This is a genomic window from Streptomyces sp. NPDC057617 (genome assembly GCF_042800555.1).
In the GTDB taxonomy this organism is placed as follows: Bacteria; Actinomycetota; Actinomycetes; order Streptomycetales; family Streptomycetaceae; genus Streptomyces.
The window spans coordinates 1-20,707 of record NZ_JBHVGV010000019.1 but is presented as its reverse complement, the minus strand read 5'-3'; the positions used below and the strand labels follow the sequence as shown (position 1 = coordinate 20,707).

At 72.9% G+C, this 20,707-nt stretch carries 11 protein-coding genes and 1 pseudogene; 7 read left to right on the top strand and 5 right to left on the bottom strand.

Annotated elements, in window-relative coordinates; genetic code table 11:
- The first annotated feature begins 89 nt into the window (after positions 1–89).
- Both ACFU9P_RS32510 and ACFU9P_RS32505 read left to right on the top strand, forming a co-directional pair.
- Positions 90–593 (top strand): GNAT family N-acetyltransferase, encoded by a 504-nt coding sequence (locus ACFU9P_RS32510; RefSeq protein ID WP_384087852.1) that lies wholly within the window; start codon positions 90–92, stop codon positions 591–593.
- Positions 594–642: 49 nt separating this feature from the next.
- Positions 643–1,037 (top strand): annotated as a pseudogene (locus ACFU9P_RS32505) (hypothetical protein).
- Positions 1,038–1,398: 361 nt separating this feature from the next.
- On the opposite strand, the gene lhgO reads toward ACFU9P_RS32505, so the two are convergent.
- Together lhgO and ACFU9P_RS32495 are read right to left on the bottom strand one after the other, a co-directional pair.
- A complete protein-coding gene (lhgO, locus tag ACFU9P_RS32500; protein ID WP_384087849.1) occupies positions 1,399–2,616 on the bottom strand; it encodes an L-2-hydroxyglutarate oxidase in 1,218 nt (405 codons plus the stop codon).
- Positions 2,617–2,741: 125 nt separating this feature from the next.
- The gene (locus ACFU9P_RS32495) at positions 2,742–4,223 is read right to left on the bottom strand and encodes an MFS transporter (protein ID WP_376383669.1); all 1,482 of its coding nucleotides are present in this window, start codon (positions 4,221–4,223) and stop codon (positions 2,742–2,744) included.
- 694 nt (positions 4,224–4,917) lie between these two features.
- On the opposite strand from ACFU9P_RS32495, the gene ACFU9P_RS32490 reads away from it, so the two are divergent.
- Positions 4,918–7,164, top strand: a complete 2,247-nt coding sequence (locus tag ACFU9P_RS32490; RefSeq protein ID WP_384087845.1) for an asparagine synthase-related protein — start codon at positions 4,918–4,920, stop codon at positions 7,162–7,164.
- 427 nt (positions 7,165–7,591) lie between these two features.
- The gene (locus tag ACFU9P_RS32485; protein WP_384087842.1) at positions 7,592–11,113 is read left to right on the top strand and encodes a BTAD domain-containing putative transcriptional regulator; all 3,522 of its coding nucleotides are present in this window, start codon (positions 7,592–7,594) and stop codon (positions 11,111–11,113) included.
- A gap of 227 nt (positions 11,114–11,340) precedes the next feature.
- On the opposite strand, the gene ACFU9P_RS32480 is transcribed toward ACFU9P_RS32485, so the two are convergent.
- Both ACFU9P_RS32480 and ACFU9P_RS32475 read right to left on the bottom strand, forming a co-directional pair.
- Positions 11,341–13,599 carry a sigma-70 family RNA polymerase sigma factor gene (locus ACFU9P_RS32480; RefSeq protein ID WP_384087839.1) on the bottom strand — a complete coding sequence of 753 codons (2,259 nt, stop codon included), beginning with the start codon at positions 13,597–13,599 and terminating at the stop codon, positions 11,341–11,343.
- A gap of 321 nt (positions 13,600–13,920) precedes the next feature.
- Positions 13,921–14,670: a TetR/AcrR family transcriptional regulator gene (locus ACFU9P_RS32475; RefSeq protein ID WP_376383657.1), complete on the bottom strand. Its 750-nt coding sequence runs from the start codon at positions 14,668–14,670 to the stop codon at positions 13,921–13,923.
- A 336-nt stretch (positions 14,671–15,006) separates the two neighbouring features.
- On the opposite strand from ACFU9P_RS32475, the gene ACFU9P_RS32470 reads away from it, so the two are divergent.
- On the top strand, positions 15,007–16,389 hold the full coding sequence (locus ACFU9P_RS32470) for an NAD(P)/FAD-dependent oxidoreductase (RefSeq protein ID WP_384087836.1): 1,383 nt from the start codon (positions 15,007–15,009) through the stop codon (positions 16,387–16,389).
- Positions 16,390–16,673: 284 nt separating this feature from the next.
- On the top strand, positions 16,674–18,296 hold the full coding sequence (locus ACFU9P_RS32465) for a SpoIIE family protein phosphatase (protein WP_376383651.1): 1,623 nt from the start codon (positions 16,674–16,676) through the stop codon (positions 18,294–18,296).
- Positions 18,297–18,359: 63 nt separating this feature from the next.
- On the opposite strand, the gene ACFU9P_RS32460 is transcribed toward ACFU9P_RS32465, so the two are convergent.
- The gene (locus tag ACFU9P_RS32460; RefSeq protein ID WP_384088004.1) at positions 18,360–19,661 is read right to left on the bottom strand and encodes an MFS transporter; all 1,302 of its coding nucleotides are present in this window, start codon (positions 19,659–19,661) and stop codon (positions 18,360–18,362) included.
- A gap of 153 nt (positions 19,662–19,814) precedes the next feature.
- On the opposite strand from ACFU9P_RS32460, the gene ACFU9P_RS32455 reads away from it, so the two are divergent.
- Complete coding sequence (locus ACFU9P_RS32455; RefSeq protein WP_376383648.1) at positions 19,815–20,381, top strand: MarR family winged helix-turn-helix transcriptional regulator; 567 nt, start codon at positions 19,815–19,817, stop codon at positions 20,379–20,381.
- The last annotated feature ends 326 nt before the right edge of the window (positions 20,382–20,707 follow it).

Genomic DNA, 20,707 nt, shown 5'->3' with positions numbered 1-20,707 from the left:
CAGGGCGTCGCACCCCGCGCACCGGGCACGGCCCCAGCAAACCAGTCACCACTCGCGCTGCCACGCGCAAGATGCTCGGAGTCCGGCCAATGGATCTGAAGCGCTACACGCACGCGGACGCACGGGACGTGCGTTCGCTGCTGCTGGACATCCACGACGAGGCATACGCCGGTGATCCGGACCCGTTCCACTCGCGTGAGCGCTTCGCCTACTTCGTCGACCTCTGGTCCTCACGGAAGGACTGGCGGTGCGTTTCCGGCTGGGAGGAGGGTGGCCCGGTCGGCTATGCGTACGGCTCGATGTTCAAGCCGGGCGGCTGGTGGAAGGGGCATCGGCGTCCCTGCGGCCTCAGGGGCTCCGTGTTTGCTTTGTCCGAACTCATGGTGACTCCGCAATGGCGCGGTACGGGACGTGCGCGGCGGATCCACGACGCGCTGCTCGGGTCGGTGCGGGCCGACATGGTCACGCTCTTGGTGGACGCCGCACACCCAAGAGTCCAGGCTCTGTACGAGCGTTGGAACTACCGCAAAGCAGGCGAGGCAAAGCCCTCCGACGACTCCCCGCTGTATGCCGTGATGGTCCGGAAGCTGTGAGCGGGCCGCACCGCTGGTGCGTTCGCTTCGTTTTGAGGGGGGTAAGCGTGTGGTGACGCTGGCGGTGACCGGGCACATGGACCTGACCGTGGCGAGCGCGCCGCTCGTACGGGCCGCGCTGCGTGAGGTGTTGGCGCCGTATCGCGAGGACCTGACCGGGGTGTCGTGCGCTCGGGGGGCGGCTGGTCGTGGTGATCCCCTCCCGGGATTACCGGGAGAGGAAAGTGAAGCCGGACCACGCGCCGGTCTTTGACCTCCTGGTGCGGATACGAGACGGCCAACGCCGAGCTGTTGAAACGGGCGGATCGGCTGGTCGCGGTATGGAACGGCGAGCCCCCCTCGGGTAAGGGCGGCGGCACGGCGGATGTGGTGACCGAGGCGCGCGGGGCCGGGCTTCCGGTGGATGTGGTGTGGCCGAGCGGCGCTGCGCGCCGATCTGTGTGAGTAGTTGTCGTGCGGGCGGTCTGAGGTGCGTATCCGTGCGCCGGCCGTATACGCGAGGTTGCGTACGAAGGGGCGGGATCGCGGGACGTCGGGCTGTGGGTGGACGAGAATGTCCGCAGGGGCGAGCGGAACGGCTGCCTCAATTGCCCGTAGGGGGAGGAGGGTGAGCTGTGCCGGTTCCCCGAAAGTAAGCGAAACCAGCCCACGGCCCGGATAAACCCCCAGCTCAGGAAGAGTGCTCCCCGCGCACGCGGGGTTGGTCCCCCGAACAACCCGTTCGGATATTTCATCGGACGGTGCTCCCCGCGCACGCGGGGATGATCCCCGCCCAGGCCCCACGCCCCCGCCCGACCCCCTCGCCTCAGGCCTCCCCCAGCATCGCCAGCGCCCGCCGCGACACCTCCCTACCGATCGGCAGCGATGCCGTCGCCGCCGGCGAAGGTGCGTTGAGGACGTGGACTGTGCGGGGGCGTTCCTGGATGAGGAAGTCGTCGGCCAGGGTGCCGTCCCGTAGGACCGCCTGGGCGCGTACGCCGGCTGCAGCTGGGCGGAGGTCCGTCGGCGTGACCGCGGGGAGCAGCCGCCGTACCGCTGTCGCGAAGGCGCGCTTCGACAGGGAGCGGTGCAGTTCGCCCGCGCCGTAGCGCCAGTGTTTGCGTGCCGTACGCCAGGAGCCGGGCCAGCCCAGGGTGTCGGCCACTTCCGTGGGGCGTACGGCCTTCCAGGTGTAGCCCTCGCGGGCCAGCGCCGGGACCGCGTTCGGGCCGACGTGGACGGTTCCGTCGATGCCTCGGGTCAGATGCACGCCCAGGAACGGGAACGCCGGGTCCGGTACCGGGTAGACCAGCCCTCGTACCAGACCGGGCCTCGCCAGTTCGTAGTACTCGCCGCGGAACGGCACGATCCGCATCCCCGGGTCGTCGCCCGCCAGCCGTGCGACCTGGTCGCACTGGAGCCCCGCGCAGTTCACCAGGACCTGTGACCTGACGATGTCCCCGGCGGCCGTGCGGACCGCGACCCCCCAGGGGCGCCGGTCGACCGCCGTGACCTCCGCGCCGTACCGTACCGACGCGCCCGACCCGCCCGCGGACTCGGCGAGCTGCTCCGCGACCGCGAGGAAGTCGCAGACCCCGGTCGTACCGACCTGGATCGCCGCCAGGCCGCGCACGTGCGGCTCGTACTCGGTGATCTGCGCCGGGCCCAGCTCCCGTACCGGAATGCCGTTCTCCCGGCCGCGCTGGACCAGTGCGTGCAGCCGGGGCAGCTCGTCCCGTCCGGTCGCCACGATCAGCTTGCCTGTGACCTCGTGCGCGATGCCGTACTCGGCGCAGAACTTGACCAGCTCGGCGGAGCCGCGCACGGCGTAGCGCGCCTTGAGCGAGCCCGGGCGGTAGTAGACCCCGCTGTGGATCACTCCGCTGTTGTGGCCGGTCTGGTGCCGTCCGGGGCCCGGCTCCTTCTCCAGCACCACCACACGGGTGCCCGGCGCGGCGCGCGTGATCGCGTACGCCGTCGACAGGCCGACGATCCCGCCGCCGATCACCAGCACATCGCAGTCGAATCCCACGCGTCCGCTCATAGCGCGCGCCACCTCCCACCCCGATAGTGCACTGGCCCGCGGGCGACCTGCTTAAACCATGGATCTGTGAAGATCCACAGCACCCACCATGGCATCTGTCGCAGGCCCCGCGACAGCCACCCGCCCTACGCCGGCGCCACCAGCAGCGGACGCGCCCGCTCCCGCAGCTCCGCGACCCTGGGCTCGTCCCCGTACGGCTCCAGCCGGTGCAGCAGATCCCGTACGTACTCGGTGGTACGCGCCGAGGAGATACGGCCCGCCACCTCCACCGCCCGTACGCCCGCCGCGCATGCCGCGTCCAGGTTGCCCGACTCCAGTTCGGCGACCGCGCTGACGACCAGGCGCAGGCCGTGCGAGCGTACGAACTCCTCCGTCGGCCGGGAGAGCGCCTGCTCCGTGAAGCGCCGTACCTGACGTGGTGCCTTCAGGTCCCGGTAGCACTCGGCGGCGTCGGCGGCGAACCTGTCGTACGAGTAGAAGCCCAGCCAGGACGGATCGGCGTCGCCCTCGCGCGAGCGCTCCAGCCAGCCCTCGGCCGCCTTGAGCGCGGCCCCCGCCGCCACCGCGTCGCCCGCCTTCGCGTGCGCGCGCGCCTCCACCAGCCGGAAGAAGCTCATCGTCCGGGCGGTGGCCAGGCCGCGGTTGCGCTCCAGCGCCGCCTGCGCCAGGTCCACGCCCTCGTCCGCGAACCCGCGATAGGTCGCCTGGAGGGACATGGAGGCCAGCACATACCCGCCGAGGGGTACGTCGGCGGCGGCGCGCGCCAGCCGCAGCGCCTGGATGTAGTAGCGCTGCGCGGCCTCCTGCTGGCCGGTGTCGAAGGCCATCCAGCCGGCCAGCCGGGTCAGTTCGGCGGTGGCCCCGAAGAGCCCGCGCCCCACTTCGTCGCTGTACGCGCCGAGGAGCAGCGGTGCCGCGTCGACCCGCAGGCACTCCGGCACCATCGACGAACGCCAGTCCCCGCCGCCGTACTTGGAGTCCCAGCGCCGGGCGTCGGACGCCGCCTCCCGCAGCTTCGCCACATCGCTGTGGCCCACCCGCAGGGGCGAGACCTCGGCCGACGGGTCGGCCCCAGGGCTGCTCGTACTGTTCGTGCCGTGCGCTCCCTGCGCCGCCTCCGCGACCGCCGGATCCCGGGCGACCGAGGGGTCGGCGGGTGTTATCAGCCACCGGGAGGCCGGTGTCGCGTACGCGCTGACGGCGAACGATCCGGCCAGGGACTGCCAGATGCCCCCGCTGCCGGCGCGCCGGCCCGCCAGGTCCAGCCGGTACAGCTCCGTCGCCGCGCGCACCGCCTCGCCCACGTCGCGCGGGAAGGCGAGCCCGACCTCGGGGGCCGGATCCGCGTCCGCGAGGCCGATCTCATGAAGGGGGACAGGGCGTCCCAGTTTGGCTCCGATGGCGGCCGCGATGAGATGGGGCGCCGCACCCTGCGGAACCATCCCCTTCGACACCCATCGCGCCACGGAGGTCTTGTCGTAGCGAAGTGTCAGACCGCGCTGCGCCCCGAGGTCGTTGACCCGCCGGGCGAGACCGGCGTTGCTGATTCCCGCGAGGGCGAGAACGGTGCCGAGCTTTTCGTTCGGCCCGCGTAGCTCCCTGGACATGCGTCACCCCTCGACACACAGACGGCCGCCGCGTCGCGGCATAGGCGCGCGGCATTCGTAAACCCAGCGTAGTTCGCCACATCCCGACCGTTAAGGGGCGGACTTCCGTATGGCGGGATTGTTGTCCGTGGCATGCCTTGAGCGTAAGTCCCTTACCGGTGGTACGTGCTCCGGGTGTGTGGCCGTGCGCCCGGCCGTGCGCTCTTGGCCCGGGAACGGGGGGAGCGCTTCCATGAGACCTGCGTGGGTCGGCCCACTGCGTACTGGAACCAGTGGGCTGGGGGATCCCGCCGCCCCAATCCCCGCGGGCGGTGGATCAGTCCGGGAGGCGGGAAACGCCTCCCGGACTGAGCGTGTGCCGGTGCTGAAGTGCCGTACCGGGCCCGGAGTTTGGCTGAATCACGTCTGTCCGCGTACCGCTGGCGAACACCCGGTGAAGCCCGGCGAAGCACCGGTTCTGCGCCAAACGGCCCATGCCAGGGGCGCGTTCGCTTTGCCGCGCGTGCTTCCGTAGGCCCTCCTGTGCGCTGTTGTCGTGGCAGCATGTTCCCGAACGGGTTTGGTCGGCGGGTTCGGTGGACGGGTTCGGTTTCGGTCCGCTCGGATCGGGGTTCGGTCCGCTCGGAGCGGTTTCCGATCCTGCTCCGGGGGCTCTTGGGCCTGCTCGACTTGTCCACGGGCTGTGGAGGCGGCGATGCGCTGGTTGGTGGGATGGAGCAGTATCGCCGCGCGCTTCGGCACGGGAGGGCCGGTACGGACGGCGAGTACGGTCCGGTCGAACGGATCCACAGGGTCCGGTGGGTCTGGTGGGACCGGTGGATCTCTCGGGTCTTCCGTGGCGGCTGATTCTGTTGGTTCTGTTGGTACGGACGGGACTTCCGGGTCCGCGGGGGCGGTGGGCGAGGACTACGAGGGCCGCAGCGTGCACCCCGTCGGCTCCCAACTCCTGTGGGGCGACCCGGATCCGCTGTGGGCCGTGGGCGACTGGCGGCCCGACGAGGTCCGTGTCATCACCGTCGATCCCTTCACCAGGCTTGCCGTGCTGGGCTGTTGCGGGGCCAGCGACGAGGAGCTGAGGGTCGGTCTTTTCGCCGCCCGCGGCGGGGCGCTGCGCCATCTCACCGCCTGGCCCGGCAGTTACACGGCGGTCGCCCAGATCGGACGCCGTATCACCGTCGCCGGCGATCTGGCCGGGGCCAGACCGGTCTTCTACACGCCCTGGGCTGGCGGCACCGCGTACGCCACCGCCGCCCTGCCGCTCGCCGACCTCATAGAGGCGCAGCTCGACATCGGGCACCTCGCCGCGCTCCTCGCCTGCCCCGAAACCCCGGAGGCGCTGCGCGACTCCACTCCGTACGTGGGGGTCAAGCGCATCCCGCCCGGGCACGCGCTGGTGCTGCGCGAGGGGTCGCGCGAGATCACCGGGTACGAAACGGTCTCCTCCCTCGCCGTCGCGGGCCCCCAGCGGGACGCCGAGCGCGCGGTGGAGGGCGTACGGGACGCCCTCGTCGACGCCGTACGGGCCCGGCTCATGGCGCCGCGCCACGCGCCCGAGACCATGCCGCCCGACCCGGGGCCCGTCCCCGGCATGGGGCCCGCGGACCGGCGCGCCGCGCGCGGGGGCGGGCCGGTGCCGGGCATCGGCGCCGATCTCTCCGGCGGCAGCGCGTCCGGCACCCTCGCGCTGCTCGCCGCCGGGCTGCCGGGCGCACCGGGCACGGTCCTCGGGCACGGCACCGGCGCCGGGGAGCGGCTGCTCGCCGTCACCTTCAACGACCTGGCGACGGGGAGCCGTGACGAGGCCGAGCTGGAGCGGGCCCGGACCATCGCCGCCAACCCGCGGCTGCACCATGTGGTCGTCGCGGCGGGCGAGGAGGCTCTCCCGTACGCCGAGCTGGAAGGGCCGCTCACGGACGAGCCGGGTCCTTCGCTGGTCACCGCCGAGCGGCACCGGCGGCGGCTGGCGGCGGGCAGCGCCGACCATTTCGTCGGGGCGGGCGCCCGTGAGGTGCTGGACGCGCATCCGGCGCGGCTGGCGGATCTGCTGCTGGACCGGCGGCGACGCCATCTGCTGCATCCGGTGACCGCGCTCGCCAGGGCCGAGGGGCCTTCGCCGGCCTCGCTGTTCGTACCGCTGACCGTGTACCGCGCGGCGCGCCGGCTGGCCCGTACGCCGTACCGCGCCGGTCTCGAAGAGGCCGCGGCCCGGCTTCCCGAGGCCAACCGGGCGCTGATGTCGGCCGCCGCGAACGGGCCGCTGGACGCCTCGCTGGCCGCCCTGACCTGGTCCCGGCCCGGTCCGGCCGCGCGCTGGCTGACCGGGGAGGCGCTCGCGGAAGTATCGGTTCGGCTGACGGCTGCGGCGACCCGGCCGACGTCCGTGCAGCGGCCCGGCGAGGCGCGCGCCCGCGCGGCGCTGGCCCGGTACGCGGCGGACCACCGGGTCCTGGAGCAGGCCGCGGAGATCCGCAGCCAGCGGCTGCACGCGCCGTACCTGGACAACCAGGTGGTACGGGCCTGCCGCGAGCTGCCCGAGGCGCTGCGCGTCCAGCCGGGCGCCCGCGCGGAGGTCCTCCGTACGGTCCTCGCCGGGGCCGGTATCCACGACCTGCCGGAGGGCTGGGGAGCGACCTCCCGGGCGAGTTCGGGGGCGGCCACGAGGGCGGGGCTGCGGACCGCTGTCGGCGAGCTGATCAACCTCTTCGACGCGCCGCTGCTGGCGGACGCGGGCCTGATCGAGGCCCGTGTCGTACGCAAGGCACTCCGCGCGGCGGCGGAGGGCGAGCCGGTACCGCTGGACGGCCTCGCCGACCTGGTCTCCACGGAACTCTGGCTACGCCGCCTCCTCTCCCGCCGAGGCACCTGCTGGACAGGCACGGCGGCCCCGCGCCAACGGGCGGTGGCGGGCGGAGTAATCGCGAGACCTACGCTGCGTCCGTAGGGGCCTGGCGCTGGGCGCGGCGCAGCCGGCCCGCCCGGGGCAGCACCCGGCCTCGCGCGTCACTGCCGGCCCGCCCGGGGCAGCATCCGGCCTTGCGCGGCACTACCCGCCCGTCCGGCACCACCCAGCCGGTCCGGCACCATCCAGCCCGTCCGGGCAACACCCAGCCCGTCCGGCGTTTGAGGACAAACCGGCAGCTCGGGCGGACCCGGCAAATACAGCCCGTCCGGCGATTGAGGACACAGCACCCCAGCCCGTCCGCTGCCTGAGGACGGCGTCCGGCCTCGTCCGGCACCATCCAGCCCGTCCGGCGCTTGAGGACGAACCGCCAGCCGGGCGGCCCCGGCCACGGTCGCGCACCCGGCACCACCGCGGACCCGGCACCGTCACCGCCCCCGTTGTCATACCCGCCGTCCACAATGGCCCCGTGCGGTATCTCATCCTTGGCGCCACCGAGGCGCGCGACCAGCACGGCAAAGGCCCGACGCTCGGCGGCGCCCGCGTCCGCGCCCTGCTCTGCGCCCTCGCGCTGCGCCCAGGGCGGGCCGTCCCCGTCCCCGAGCTGGTCGACGACGTATGGGGCGACGAGCCCCCGCACGACGCCCCCGCCGCCCTCCAGGCGCTCGTCGGACGGCTCCGGCGCGTCCTCGGTAAGGAGGCGATCGATTCGGTGCCCGGCGGTGGCTACCGGCTGGCCGCCGTACGCGACGACGTCGATCTGTACGTCTTCGAGCGCCTCGCCCACGAAGGCGCCGCCCGGCTCGACGCGGGCGACCCCGAGACTGCCGCCCGCACCCTCCGCGAGGCGCTCGCGCTCTGGCGCGGACCCGCCCTCGCCGATCTGCCCGGCCATGACCGTGACCATGCCGTACGGCCGGAGGCCCAGCGGCTGGCCGCGCACAAGCACCGTATCGAGGCCGATCTGCGACGGGGCGCCACGGGCACGCTCGTACCGGAGCTGATGGAGCTGGTCGCGGCCCATCCGTACGACGAACCCTTCCGCGCCCAGCTCATCCGGGCCCTGTGGGCGGAAGGCCGCCGGGCCGACGCCCTCGCCGCGTACGAGGACACCCGCCGCGCCCTCGCCGACGGATTCGGCGCCGACCCCGGGCCCGAACTGGCCGCGCTGCACGAGAGAATGCTGGCCGGCGACGGGCTGTCGGTCGGTGAGACCGGTACGAGCCCACTGTCCGGCCCCGGCACCACCACCGGCACCGTCCCGGGCACTGGCACCGTCCCCGCCCCGGGCACCGGCACCGGCACCGGCCCCCGCACCCGCACGGAAACCGGTCGTCGCGCCGTCGACGCCCAGCCGTCGCGCGGCAATCTGCGCCCCCGGCTGACCTCCTTCGTCGGCCGCGAACCCGAACTCGACGCCATCCGCGCCGACTTGAGCCACTCCCGCCTTGTCACCCTCACCGGCCCCGGCGGCTCAGGCAAGACCCGTCTCGCCGAGGAGTCCGCGCCCCCCGACGCCTGGCTGGTCGAACTCGCCCCGCTGGAAGCCCCGTCGGCCGTGCCGGGCGCCGTCCTGAGCGCGCTCGGCCTGCGTGAGACCCAGCTCGTCACGCACGAGGGCAGGACCGTCCAGGACGACCCCACCGCCCGTCTCGTCGAGCACCTCGCGCGCCGCGACACGCTGCTGATCCTCGACAACTGCGAGCACGTGATCGGCGCGGCCGCCGCCCTCGCCGAGACCCTGCTCACCCGCTGCCCCGGTCTGCGGATCCTCGCCACCAGCCGGGAGCCGCTAGGGGTGGGCGGCGAGCTGATGCGCCCGGTGGAGCCGCTGCCGCCGGATCCCGCGTTCCGGCTGTTCGCGGAGCGGGGCCGCGCGGTGCGGCCCGGCTTTGACGCGGGTGAGGACCCGGGCGCGGTGGAGGAGATCTGCCGGCGGCTGGACGGTCTGCCGCTGGCGATCGAGCTGGCGGCGGCGCGGCTGCGGATGCTGTCCCCGCGGCAGATCGCGGACCGCCTGGACGACCGTTTCCGGCTGCTGACCAGCGGAAGCAGGACCGTACTGCCCCGCCAGCAGACCCTCCGCGCGGTCGTCGACTGGTCCTGGGACCTGCTGGACGAGCGGGAGCGTACGGTGCTGCGCCAGGTGTCCGTCTTCGCGGGCGGCTGGGACCTGACGGCGGCCGAGTGCATATGTGCGAGCGCTGCCACCGGCCCGAGAGCCCCGGCCCCGCCGGCCCGCGCCCGGGCGGCGACCGCCTCAGGGCCAAGCGGTCCGGTGGCGGCTCCGGTGGCGGCCGGTCCGGCGGCTCCCGGCCCGGGCGCCCCCGTCCTCGACGTCGCCGATGTGCCCGATGTGCTCGGGGCACTCGTGGACAAGTCCCTGGTCCTTGCCGCGCCCGCCGCCGGTGGCGCGATGCGGTACCGCCTGCTGGAGACCATCCACGAGTACGCCGCCGAACGCGCCGCCGAGGTACCTGCCGTACGGGCCGCCGCCGAGCGCGCGCACCTCACGTACTTCACCGGCCTCGCCGAGGAGGCCGATCCGCTGCTGCGCTCCGGGGAGCAACTCCACTGGATCCGGCGCCTGGAGACCGAACTCGACAACATCCGCGCGGCCCTCCACCGCTCCGTCGCGGCGCGCGACGAGGAGCCGGCGCTGCGGCTGGCCCTCGCCATGGGCTGGTTCTGGTGGCTGCGCAACTACCGTGCCGAGGGCCTGTCCTGGACGGAACACGTCCTGGCCCTCGCCCCGGACGAGACCGCCCCTGCCGGGACCTCCCTTGCCGAGACCTCCCTTGCCGAGACCGCCCCCGCCGACCCGTCGTACTGGGCCCGGATGCAGCTCCAAGTCCTCTGGCTCTTCTTCACCGGCGAGAGCGGCCAGACCGAACAGGTCCATACGGACCCGCTCTTCCGGAGCCGGGTCCGCCGGATGCTGGAGGTCTTCGGCCTGCCGGGACCGCGCTCCGCCCGCCTCCCCGGCCTGCTCTGGTGCATGTTCGCCCAGTTCGGTGACGAGACCGTCGACATGCGCGCCGTCATGGACGACGTCATCGCCAACTGCCGTGTGTACGCCGGGGACTGGGAGGTCGCCGTGGTGCTGATGGCGCGTACGCACATGGCCGTCGACCACTCCGGCGGTTTGCCGGGCGTCGACGAGGACCTGGCCGAGCTGCGTGAGCTGACCCGGCGCGTCGGCGACCGCTGGATGCTCGCACAGGTCGCGAGCGCCACCGGCGAGGCGCGGGTGGCGCGCGGGCGGTACGAGGAGGCGCGCGAGGCGTACGAGGAGGCGCTGCGGTTCGCCCGCGAGGTCGGGGCGCACGCCGAGGCGCCGTTCCTGCTCGCCCGCCTCGCCGAACTGGCGTACCGCGCCGGTGACCCCGGCGCCGCGGAGAAGGGCCTGGACGCCGCGTCCGCCGAGGCCGAGCGCTATGGCGTCCATGACACCCGCGCCTTCGTCCCCTTCATGCGCGCCGTACTCGCCCTGGACCGGGGCGAGTACGGGCAGGCCAGAGAGCTGCTGGACGCGGCGCGCGCCGCGGGCGAGTTCGGCACCCCGCCGCCGCACTTCACCGCCGGGATCGACGCGGTGGACGCGCGGATCGCCGCGCACGAGGAGAAGGGGCCGGTGGCGGCGGCGCGTTCCCTGGCGGCCGTGCTCCGGTCGGCGAGGGAGAGGCGCCTGTCGGACCTCTTCGTCGCCCAGCTCGCCGAGATGGCGGTACCGGTGCTGGCCCTCGCGGGCGAACCGGGCCTCGCCGTACGGCTCCTGGCCGCCGCGGGCACCTGGCGGTCCGGCAGCGTCCGTTCCGTACCGGAGCGCGCCGAGGCGGAACGAATCGAGGCGCACGCCCGCGCGGTCCTGGGGGCGCGGGGGTACGAGACGGAGCGCGCGGCGGGCCTGCCGCTGACGCCGGAGGACGCGGCGGAGCTGCTGGACCTGCCGCACCGGCCGGAGCACCCGGCCGCGGTGCTGGGCCCTTAGCCTTCGGACCGGCCCACTGTGCCATGCCCTGAGCCGCGGGACGGCCTGGCTGCGCAGCGTCCTCAATCGCCGGACCGGCCGGCTGTGCTTGGTCCTCAATCGCCGGACGGGCTCGGTTTTGCCGGATCCGCCCGGCCGGCGGTTCGTCCTCAAACGCCGGACGGACTGGATGGTGCCGCACAAGGCCGGACAGGACCGGACAGGACTGGCCAGGACCGGGACAGACCCTAGCGGCAACTGATCCGGGACTGGGCCCAGTCGGCGAGCGCCACCCGGTCGAACGGGCGGTGCGGCTCGACCACCAGCCGGATCGTCTTCTGCCCCGCGATCCCCACCTGCATCGGCACGGCCGCGTCCCCGCCGCGCAGCACCGGCGAGCGCCAGAGCCGCCCCCCGTCCCCGTACAGCGAGAAGCGCACCGCGCCGAAGCCATGCGTCAGATCGTCCACCCCGACCATCGCCGCGTAAGTGACACAGCTCCGGTTGAGGTCGATGGTGACCGACGACGACGCCTGTACGGTCACGCCGTCCCCGTACCGGGTGCCGTCCATGGTCATCCTGGAGCGCTGCCACAGCCAACTGCTTCCGAGGAGCCGCACCTCCGGCTCGGTGCCGTCGCCGAGGAGGTCGTACGAGAGCCGGTTGAGCCGGTAGTCCGCAGGCGGGGGAGGCGGCGGTGGCGTCGGGCTCGGGGTGGGGCTCGGTACGGGCGGGGGCACCGGCGGTACGGGAGGCCTGGGCTTCGCGGGCGTCGGCCGGGGGGTGGGTTTCGGCTTCGGCGGTGTTTTCGGGCTCGGGCTCGCGCTGCGCTTCGGGGACGGGGTCGACTTCGGGGCGGGGGAGGGCGTGGGCTTCTTCGGGGGCGGGCTGGGCTCCGGCGCGGGCGGCTCGGGCGAGGGGGGCGAAGGAACCGGCTTCGGCGGTACGACGGGCTGCGCGACCGGGGGCTTCGGCTTGGGCGGCCGCTGCGGCGCCGAGTCGTTGACCAGCGCGTACACCAGACCGGCCGCCGCCGCGACGGCCACCAGACCCGCGATCCCGGCCTTCGCGGGCGCGCCCAGCCCCTCGGACGCGGCGGCCCCTCCGGCCGCCCCGCCCCCGGCACCGCCAGAAGCCGCACCGCCGGAAGCCGCCCCGGCCGCACTGCCGGAAGCCGCGCCCGCCGCCCCCGCCGCGCTGCCCGAGGTCGCCGCGCCACCGCCCCCGGTGGCCGCCGCCGCGGCACACGCCCCGGCCGCGCCCGCGGCTCCGCCCGCCACGATCCCGGCGGCCTTGAGCGAATAGCCCGCGGCGAACCAGCCGATCACCGCGACCGGCAGCACCTGCGCCGGGATCTTGTCATTGATGTGCGCCAGCTCGCCCGCCGCGAGACGGCACTTGGCGCACTCCTCCAGATGCTTGCGCAGCCCGCGCTCCGCCCGCATCCGCAGCCCGCCGCGGGCATACGCCCCCAGCCGGTCCGCGTACCGGGCGCAGTCGCCGCCCGAGGTGTGCGCCGTATTCACATGGGCCTGCAAATAGGCCTGCTTGAGCCCCTCGCGCGCCCGATGGGCCAGGACCGCCGTGGCATTGGCGCTCAGCCCGAAGAGCGGCGCGACCTCGCTCGGCGACTCCTCCTCGACCGCGGTGTGCCAGAGCACCGCCTGCCAGCGCTCGGGCAGACTGCGGAAGGCCTGCATGGCCATGGAGTGCTCGGCCTCGCGCATCGCCAGCACATCCGCGCCGAGATCGAGGGTGTCCGTGTCCGAGACCTCGGAGGAGCGGGCGGCCTGGGCCGCGAACACCGCGAAGTCATCGACCAGTTGCTCCCGTTTCGCAGACTTCGTCCAGGAAGCGGCCACCCGCCGTACGGTCGTGAGCAGATACGCCCGCACCGCCTGCTCCGGCCCGGCCCCGCCCCGTACCGCCTGGAGGGTACGGGCGAACACCTCGGCCGTGAGATCGTCCGCGGTGTGCGCGTCGCGGCAGCACGTACGGGCATAACGGCGCACCGCGTCCGAGTGTCTGCGGAACAGCTCCTCGTACGCGCTGTCGTCGCCGTCCCGCATCCGCTGGATCAGATCGGCGTCCGAGGGAGGCCCCTCGGACGCCGACGGATCGACGACGGCCGGTGGGGCAGGGGCGGCCGAGGACACACCGCCGCGCTCGCGCTGCTGCGGCACACTGCTCTCCGCGTCGGCCGGCCCGCCGCCGGCCGGCGAACCCGTCGAGGGATGAGGCATCAGACCGCCCGGAAACCCGGCCGGCCGTCCGGACCCGCCGGGCCCGCTCTGCTCAGGAACGCTCGGCACACCCTGCACACCCTGCACGCCCGAAGCGCGTCCGCCAGGACCGCCGGTCCCGGCCGGACTGCCGGGACCGTCCGGGCCCGGAGCGCCTTTGGGGCCGCCCTGGTTCGGCACCTGCCGAGGGACCGTCCCGCCGGGTTCCGTACCGCCGTCGGCACCACCGCCACCGAGCGGCTCGTCCCGTCCGTCACCGCTCATCGCGGAAGCCCCCGTACGCGCCCTCTGAACGCACCCTCTGACCCGAACACCGGGACAGAGTGCCACAGAGCGCCCCGGCGCCCGGACCTTCGAGCCCGGCAACCACTCATCCGGGGACGTTTCCCGGACCCCGGCGTTAACGTTCACCCGTTCGGGGAAGGCTCAACCCCTTTCAGCGCTAAGCCAGTTCGAACAGAACCCCCGCCAACTCCCGGGCCCGAGCGGCCACAACCAAGCCGCAACGGTCATGCCTCAAGGCCGTAACCCGCCCGCGCCTCGGCCACAACCAGCGCGCCCCCAAGCCCCGATCGACCGCGCCCCTCACGAAGGCCGCGACCGCAGCCCCTCCAGCAGGATGTCCAGCAGCCGCGCCGAAGCCGCCGCCTGCTGCGCCGCGTCCGGCAGCGAGGGCGCCGCCGTGGCTATCACCAGCAGTACGTCCGCCACCGACACATCCCCGCGCAGCTCGCCCGCGGCCCGTGCCCGCTCCACCAACTGCCCGACGACCTCCAGCAGCTCCGCGGCTCCCGGATCGTCAAGCTCCTCCGCCGACGGCCGCTGCCCGACCACCCGCAGATCGGGCTGCCCGGCCTGCCGCTGATGCGGCACCCGCGCCTCGCCCTGCCCGCCGGGGCCCATGGCCGTCTCCTCGACGTCCACCCCGACCCGCAGCACATGCGGCGGCAGCAGCCGCCCCGCGCCCGACGCGACCGACGTACGCAGGAACCGCGAGAGCGCCGACCAGGGCTCCTCCTCCTGCCCCAGCGCCGTCCGCGCCTGGTCCGTCAGCCGGGCGGTCTCCTCCTCGGCTATCCGCCGCACCAGCACGTCCTTGCTGGGAAACCGCCGGTAGACCGTGCCGACCCCGACCCGGGCGCGCCGCGCCACGTCCTCCATCGGCGCCCCGTATCCCAGCTCGCCGAACACCTCGCGCGCCGCGCGCAGTACATGCTCCAGATTGCGCTGTGCGTCCACCCTTAACGGCGCCGGGCGACCTGCCCCGCCCGTACCGGCCCGTCCGCCGCCATCCGTGACGACAGCGGTCTGCCAATGCGAATCCTGAATGTGCATAACCGTTCCCCCGGTAATGATGTCTCCCCCCGGAGACCCCCGCCTCGACTGGCCGTGTGTACCGGCCCAGTCACGGACCGGAACACTCCGACGAGGTACGAACATAGTTGAGCCCGGGTCAATTCAGAAGAGGGTAGTTCCGCACGGAGCGCCCCCCGATCGGAGCAAGGACCGGAACGTGCCTGATTCACCCCCGGCCCGCCACCCCCCGCGCCCCCGCTGACCTGCGCCCCTCCGTCAATACCTGCGGTTTTGCCCGTCCCGGCCCGGCGAACGCCTCCGGTCACACAATCTGTCGCGGCTGTGGACAAACACGGGGCCCCGGTGCGTCATGGGATGGTGAAGGCAGAGATCTCCCCGAGGACGACCCCCGCATCCACGCCCGGTGCGCGCATCCTGATCGTCGGCGGCGGCTACGTCGGGATGTACACCGCGCTGCGTCTCCAGCGGAAGCTGAGGAGCGGCGAGGCCGAGGTCATTGTGGTATCGCCCGACCCTTATATGACGTATCAGCCGTTCCTGCCCGAAGCGGCCGCCGGGAACATCTCGCCCCGCCATGTCGTCGTCCCCCTCCGCCGCGTCCTGGAGAAGTGCACGATCATCATCGGCGAAGCCACCGCCATCGACCACTCCAGACGCACGGCCACCCTCAAGACCCTCGCCTCCGAGGAAGAGAAGGGCGACGGCACCGTCGAGATCGGCTACGACGAACTCGTCCTCGCCCCCGGCTCCGTCTCCCGTACCCTCCCGGTGCCCGGCCTCGCCGAGCACGGCATCGGCTTCAAGACCGTCGAGGAGGCCATCGGCCTGCGCAACCATGTCATCGAGCAGATGGACATCGCCTCCTCCACCCGCGACCCCGCGATCCGCGACGCCGCCCTCACCTTCGTCTTCGTCGGCGGCGGCTACGCAGGTGTCGAAGCGCTCGCCGAACTGGAGGACATGGCCCGCTACGCCTCGCGGTACTACCACAACATCAAGGCCGACGACCTGAAGTGGATCCTCGTCGAGGCCACCGGCCGCATCCTGCCCGAGGTCGGCGACGAGATGGGCCGCTACGCCGTCCGCGAACTGCGCGCCCGCAATATCGACGTACGGCTCGAAACCCGCCTCGAATCCTGCGAGGACCGCGTCGCCGTCCTCAGTGACGGCGCCCGGTTCCGTACCCGTACGGTCGTCTGGACCGCCGGCGTGAAGCCGCACCCCGTCCTCGCCGCCAGCGGTCTGCCGCTCAACGGCCGCGGCCGGCTGAAATGCACCGCCACGCTGGCCGTCGAGGGCACCGAGCACGCTTGGGGCGCCGGCGACGCCGCGGCCGTACCCGATCTGACCGCGGACGAAACGGGCGCCCTGTGCGCCCCCAATGCCCAGCACGCCGTCCGCCAGGCCGGAGTTCTCGCGGCGAACATCGTCGCTTCCCTGCGCGACGAGCCCCTCCAGGACTACCGTCACGCGTACGCGGGTTCGGTCGCGTCCCTCGGCCTCCACAAAGGCGTGGCGCATGTGTACGGCCGTAAGCTCAAAGGCTATCCCGCATGGCTGATGCACCGTGTGTACCACCTCAGCCGCGTCCCCACCTTCAACAGGAAGGCCCGCGTTCTCGCGGAATGGACCCTATCCGGGCTCTTCAAGCGCGAGATCGTCTCGCTCGGCTCGCTGGAACACCCGCGCGCGGAGTTCGAACTCGCCGCGGGCGGCGAACGGCCCAAGGACACGTGATGGCAGCCATATCACCGTCCCCAGGGCAGTACGGAACTCCCGCGCACCGCTGACACCGGCCGACCGCAACAGGCCACGGCCGGCGTCAACGACCTGAGTACGACCCGGACACGGCCGGCGCCCCCGTCAGTGTGCCCGACCAGACCGGACGTGTGACCATAGGTGGGTTCACATCTGCACAGAGTGATCCGGCCCGCTCGGCGCAACCGGCCCCGACGACCAGCCCGGCCCGACCAGCCCGGCCAAGACGAACCGCACGACGACACCATGAGGCCTGAGAATCCGTGAACTTCACGCGTTGGAGCGCCCGGCTCCCCGGTACACAGCGCCGCGCCGCCGCGCGGACGGACCGCGGTTCCGTGCCCGCGGCCCGTGCTGAGTACGAACAGCCGCCCGACCCGGTGACGGACCTTCCCGCCCTCGGCGACCTCTCCGTGGGCGACATCCTCGGCGGACTCCCCGCCCTGGTCGCCCTGCTGTACGGCCCCGAGCACCGGGTGGCCTATGTGAACGACGCGTACACCACCGCCTTCGGCGCCCGCCCGCCCGGTGCCACCGCCGCCGAGAGCTGCCCCGAACTCGCCGAGCTGGGACTGCTCCCGCTGCTGGACCAGGTGCTGCGCAGCGGCAAGCCCCGTACGGTCAAGTCCCGCAAGGTCCAGGTCGCCGGAGAGGGCTCGTACACCGTCACCTGCACCCCCGTCGACTGCCGCGGCACCGGCGGCGTCCTCGTCTTCGCCGCCGATGTCACCGACCACGCCGAGGCGGCAGAACGTCTCCGCACCAGCGAGCGCAGACACCGCAAGACCGCCGTCACCCTCCAGCGCTCGCTCCTCCCGCAGGAGCTGGAGCAGCCGGACGACCTCCGGGTCGCGGCCACCTACCAGCCCGGCGGCGCGGACGCGGCGGTCGGCGGCGACTGGTACGACGTGATCACCCTCGGCGCCGGGCGTACGGCCCTGGTCATCGGCGACGTCATGGGCCGCGGGGTCCGCGCGGCGGCCGTCATGGGCCAGCTCCGTACCGCCGTCCGCGCCTACGCCCGGCTCGATCTGCCGCCGCACGAAGTGCTCCAGCTCCTCGACGGACTCGCGTCCGAGATCGACGCCAGCCAGATCGCCACCTGCGTCTACGCCGTCCACGACCCCAACGAGGGCCGGCTCGTCTACGCCTCCGCCGGCCATCTCCCGATCCTGGTGCGCGCCGAGGACGGTACGGTACGGCGCGCCGAGGACCCGACAGGACCGCCCCTCGGCACCGGCGGCTGGCTCCACAGCTCGGGAACGATCCCGCTCCCGCCCGGCTCCACCGCCGTTCTCTACACCGACGGCCTGGTCGAGCGCAGGGGCGAGGACATCGACGAAGGCGTCGCCGCCCTGGAGCGCGCCCTCGCCGGTGCGCAGGGTTCGCCGCAGGTCGTGTGCGACCGGCTGATCCGCTCCCTCGGGGTCACCGCCGAGCACGACGACGATGTCGCGGTGCTCGTCCTCCAGCACCCCTCCCGTACGGGCCCGGACGCGGAGCTGTTCCACAACGCGGCGCTCGATCTGCTGGGCGGCATCGAAGCCGCCCCGCGCGCCCGCGCGTTCGCCACCGGGGTCCTCGCCTCCTGGCGCTTCCCGGTCGAACTGCGCGATCTGGGCGTGCTCGCCACCAGCGAACTGGTCGCGAACTCCCTCCAGCACGGCACCCCGCCGATGCGCCTCAGACTCCGCCGTACCGACCGCCGGCTGATCATCGAGGTGACGGACGGCGACGAGCATCTGCCGCGCCGCCGCAGAGCGGAACCGGCGGACGAGGCGGGCCGCGGTATCTCGATCGTTGCGACCATCGCCTCGTCGTGGGGCTCACGCCGTACCCCGGGCGGCGGCAAGGCGGTCTGGTGCGAATTCGCCCTGCCGCACTGAGACCTGCCGCACTGACCTGCCGCACTGAGATCCGCGACTGACTGACGGTCGGCTGACTGACGGTCAGTGGGCCGCGGCCGGCTCGGGGGCCGTCTCCGGGGTGTGCCGGGCGACCAGGCGCGAGGCCGGCGCGAGCGACGGCTGATCCTGTACGGGCGTGAGCAGCCGGCCAAGACGCAGCGCGAGCACGGTGATGCCCAGCGAGAACAGTACGAACGTCACGATGTACGGGCCGGGCAGCGCGGCCCCCATCGGCCCGCCGACAGCCGGCCCGAGCGCCAGCGCGAGCTGCTTGACCAGCGCGAACGCCGAGTTGTACTGCCCGACCGCCGACACCGGCGCCAGATCCGCCACCAGCGGCGCCACGGTCGGCGACAGCATCGCCTCGCCGAGCCCGAACAGCGCGTACGTGGAGATGAACGCGGCCGTCGCCATCGTGGCGCTGCCGTGCCCGAGCCCCGCGTACCCCGCCATCAGCCACGCGACGGTCCAGATCAGCCCGACCGCCGCGATCACCCGGCTGCGCCTGCGCCGCTCGACCAGCCGCAGGACGACGAACTGCGCGACCACGATGACCGCGGTGTTGGCGGCCAGCGCGACCCCGAGCGCGGCCGGGTCGATCCCGGCGGCCTCGGTGCCATAGGCGGCGAGACCCGATTCGAACTGCCCGTAGCAGGCGAAGAACAGCACGAACCCCAGCACACAGAGCTGCACCATGGCCCGGTGCCGCAGCATGGCCCGGGGCCCGCCGGGGTTCTTGACGCTCCGGTCGGCGGAAGTGCTCGCCGGGGCGCCCGGGATCGACGCGGGCCGGGGCAGCCGGACGGTGGCGGCCGTCCCCGCCAGTACGAGGAACATCAGCGCCTCGACGGAGAACAGCAGCGTGAACGAGCCCGCCCGGTCCTCGTCGACGATCTGCCCGCCGATCAGCCCGCCGACCCCGAGCCCCAGGTTCGCGAGAAAGAACTGCGTGGCGAACGCCCGGGTCCGCGTCGACGGCGTCGAGCACCAGACGATCATCGTGGCCAGCGCCGGCTGCATCACGGCCGTACCCGCGCCCAGCAGTACGGCGGCCAGAACAGCCGTCGGCACATTCCCCGCCAGCCCCATGACCGACGCCCCCGAGGACGCCAGCACCGCGCCGGTGATCAGTACGGACAGCGGCCCGCGCCGGTCGATGACCCGCCCGGTGAACGGCAGCACGACCAGCGCGGCCATGGCGAAGACGGCCAGCACGGCACCCGCCGTACTCGCGCCCAGGCCTCGCACCTGGGCGACATACACATAGAGATACGGAACCGTGAACCCGAGCCCGAACGCGCTCAGCGCGTTCCCCGCCTGGATCCGGCGCATCGCAGCGCCCATCGCCGTGGTCACACTCACCTGCCTCAAGAGATCGATCGAAGATCGAAGACGGATAGAAGCTGAAGCCTGAAGACTTCGAAGCTAAAGTTAGGACTTCAACAATACACATCGAAGGACTTCAACGCCAATGGACGCCCGTGGCATACTGCCCCGATGCCCGACACCCCCGAGAAGCCCGGCCCGCCGGATCCCCAGGAACCGAGCCTCGACGAGCAAATCGCGGCCTATCAACGCGAGTTCCGCGATCTGGACCCCCAGGTCGAACAGGTCGTCTCGGCGCTGGGCCGGCTGAACCGCCGTATGAACGTCTCGTACGGCCGCCACCTCGCCGAACTCGGCATCAGCAACGCCGAGTGGGAGGTCCTCAAGACCCTGGTGGTCTCGGGAACCCCCTACCGCCTGGGCCCCGGCGAACTGGCGAAGCGCCTCGGACTCACCCCGGCCGCGATGACCCACCGCATCGACCGCATGGCGACCGACGGACTGGTGACCCGGGACCGAGACGAGAACAACCGGGTCCGGGTCATCGTCGAGCTGACGGACGAGGGCCGTACGAAATGGCTGGAGGCGATGCGGATGGCCTCCCGCTTCGAGGAGGACCTGCTCCAGGACCTCTCGGGCGAGGAACGCCGAGGTCTGGGCGAAATGCTGATCCGCCTCCTGCGCCGCGTGGAACACGCCCAGCCGGACGCCGGCGGACGGCTGAACGATCTGGGGTGACGGCGGGCCGGCGTGGGCTGACCTGGTTCGGAGCGAGTGGGCAGGAACTCGTTTGACAGGTCCGGGGGTGATCCGTAAGGTTCTTCGAGTTGTCACGGGACCGGAACGGATCCGCGACAGCCACTCAGCCGCAGCAGCGGCACCCAAACTCAGCACGGACTCCCAGGCCGGGATGAATTTCGGCATGCCGCATTTCATTTCGAAGGCCCGATTATGAGCCGCCGGGGAAATCCGCTAGAGTTTGAAACGTCGGAACGGCCGAAGGGCCGGGAAGACAAGCCCCGCTGACCGGGAATCAGGCCCGAAAGGATCTGATAGAGTCAGGA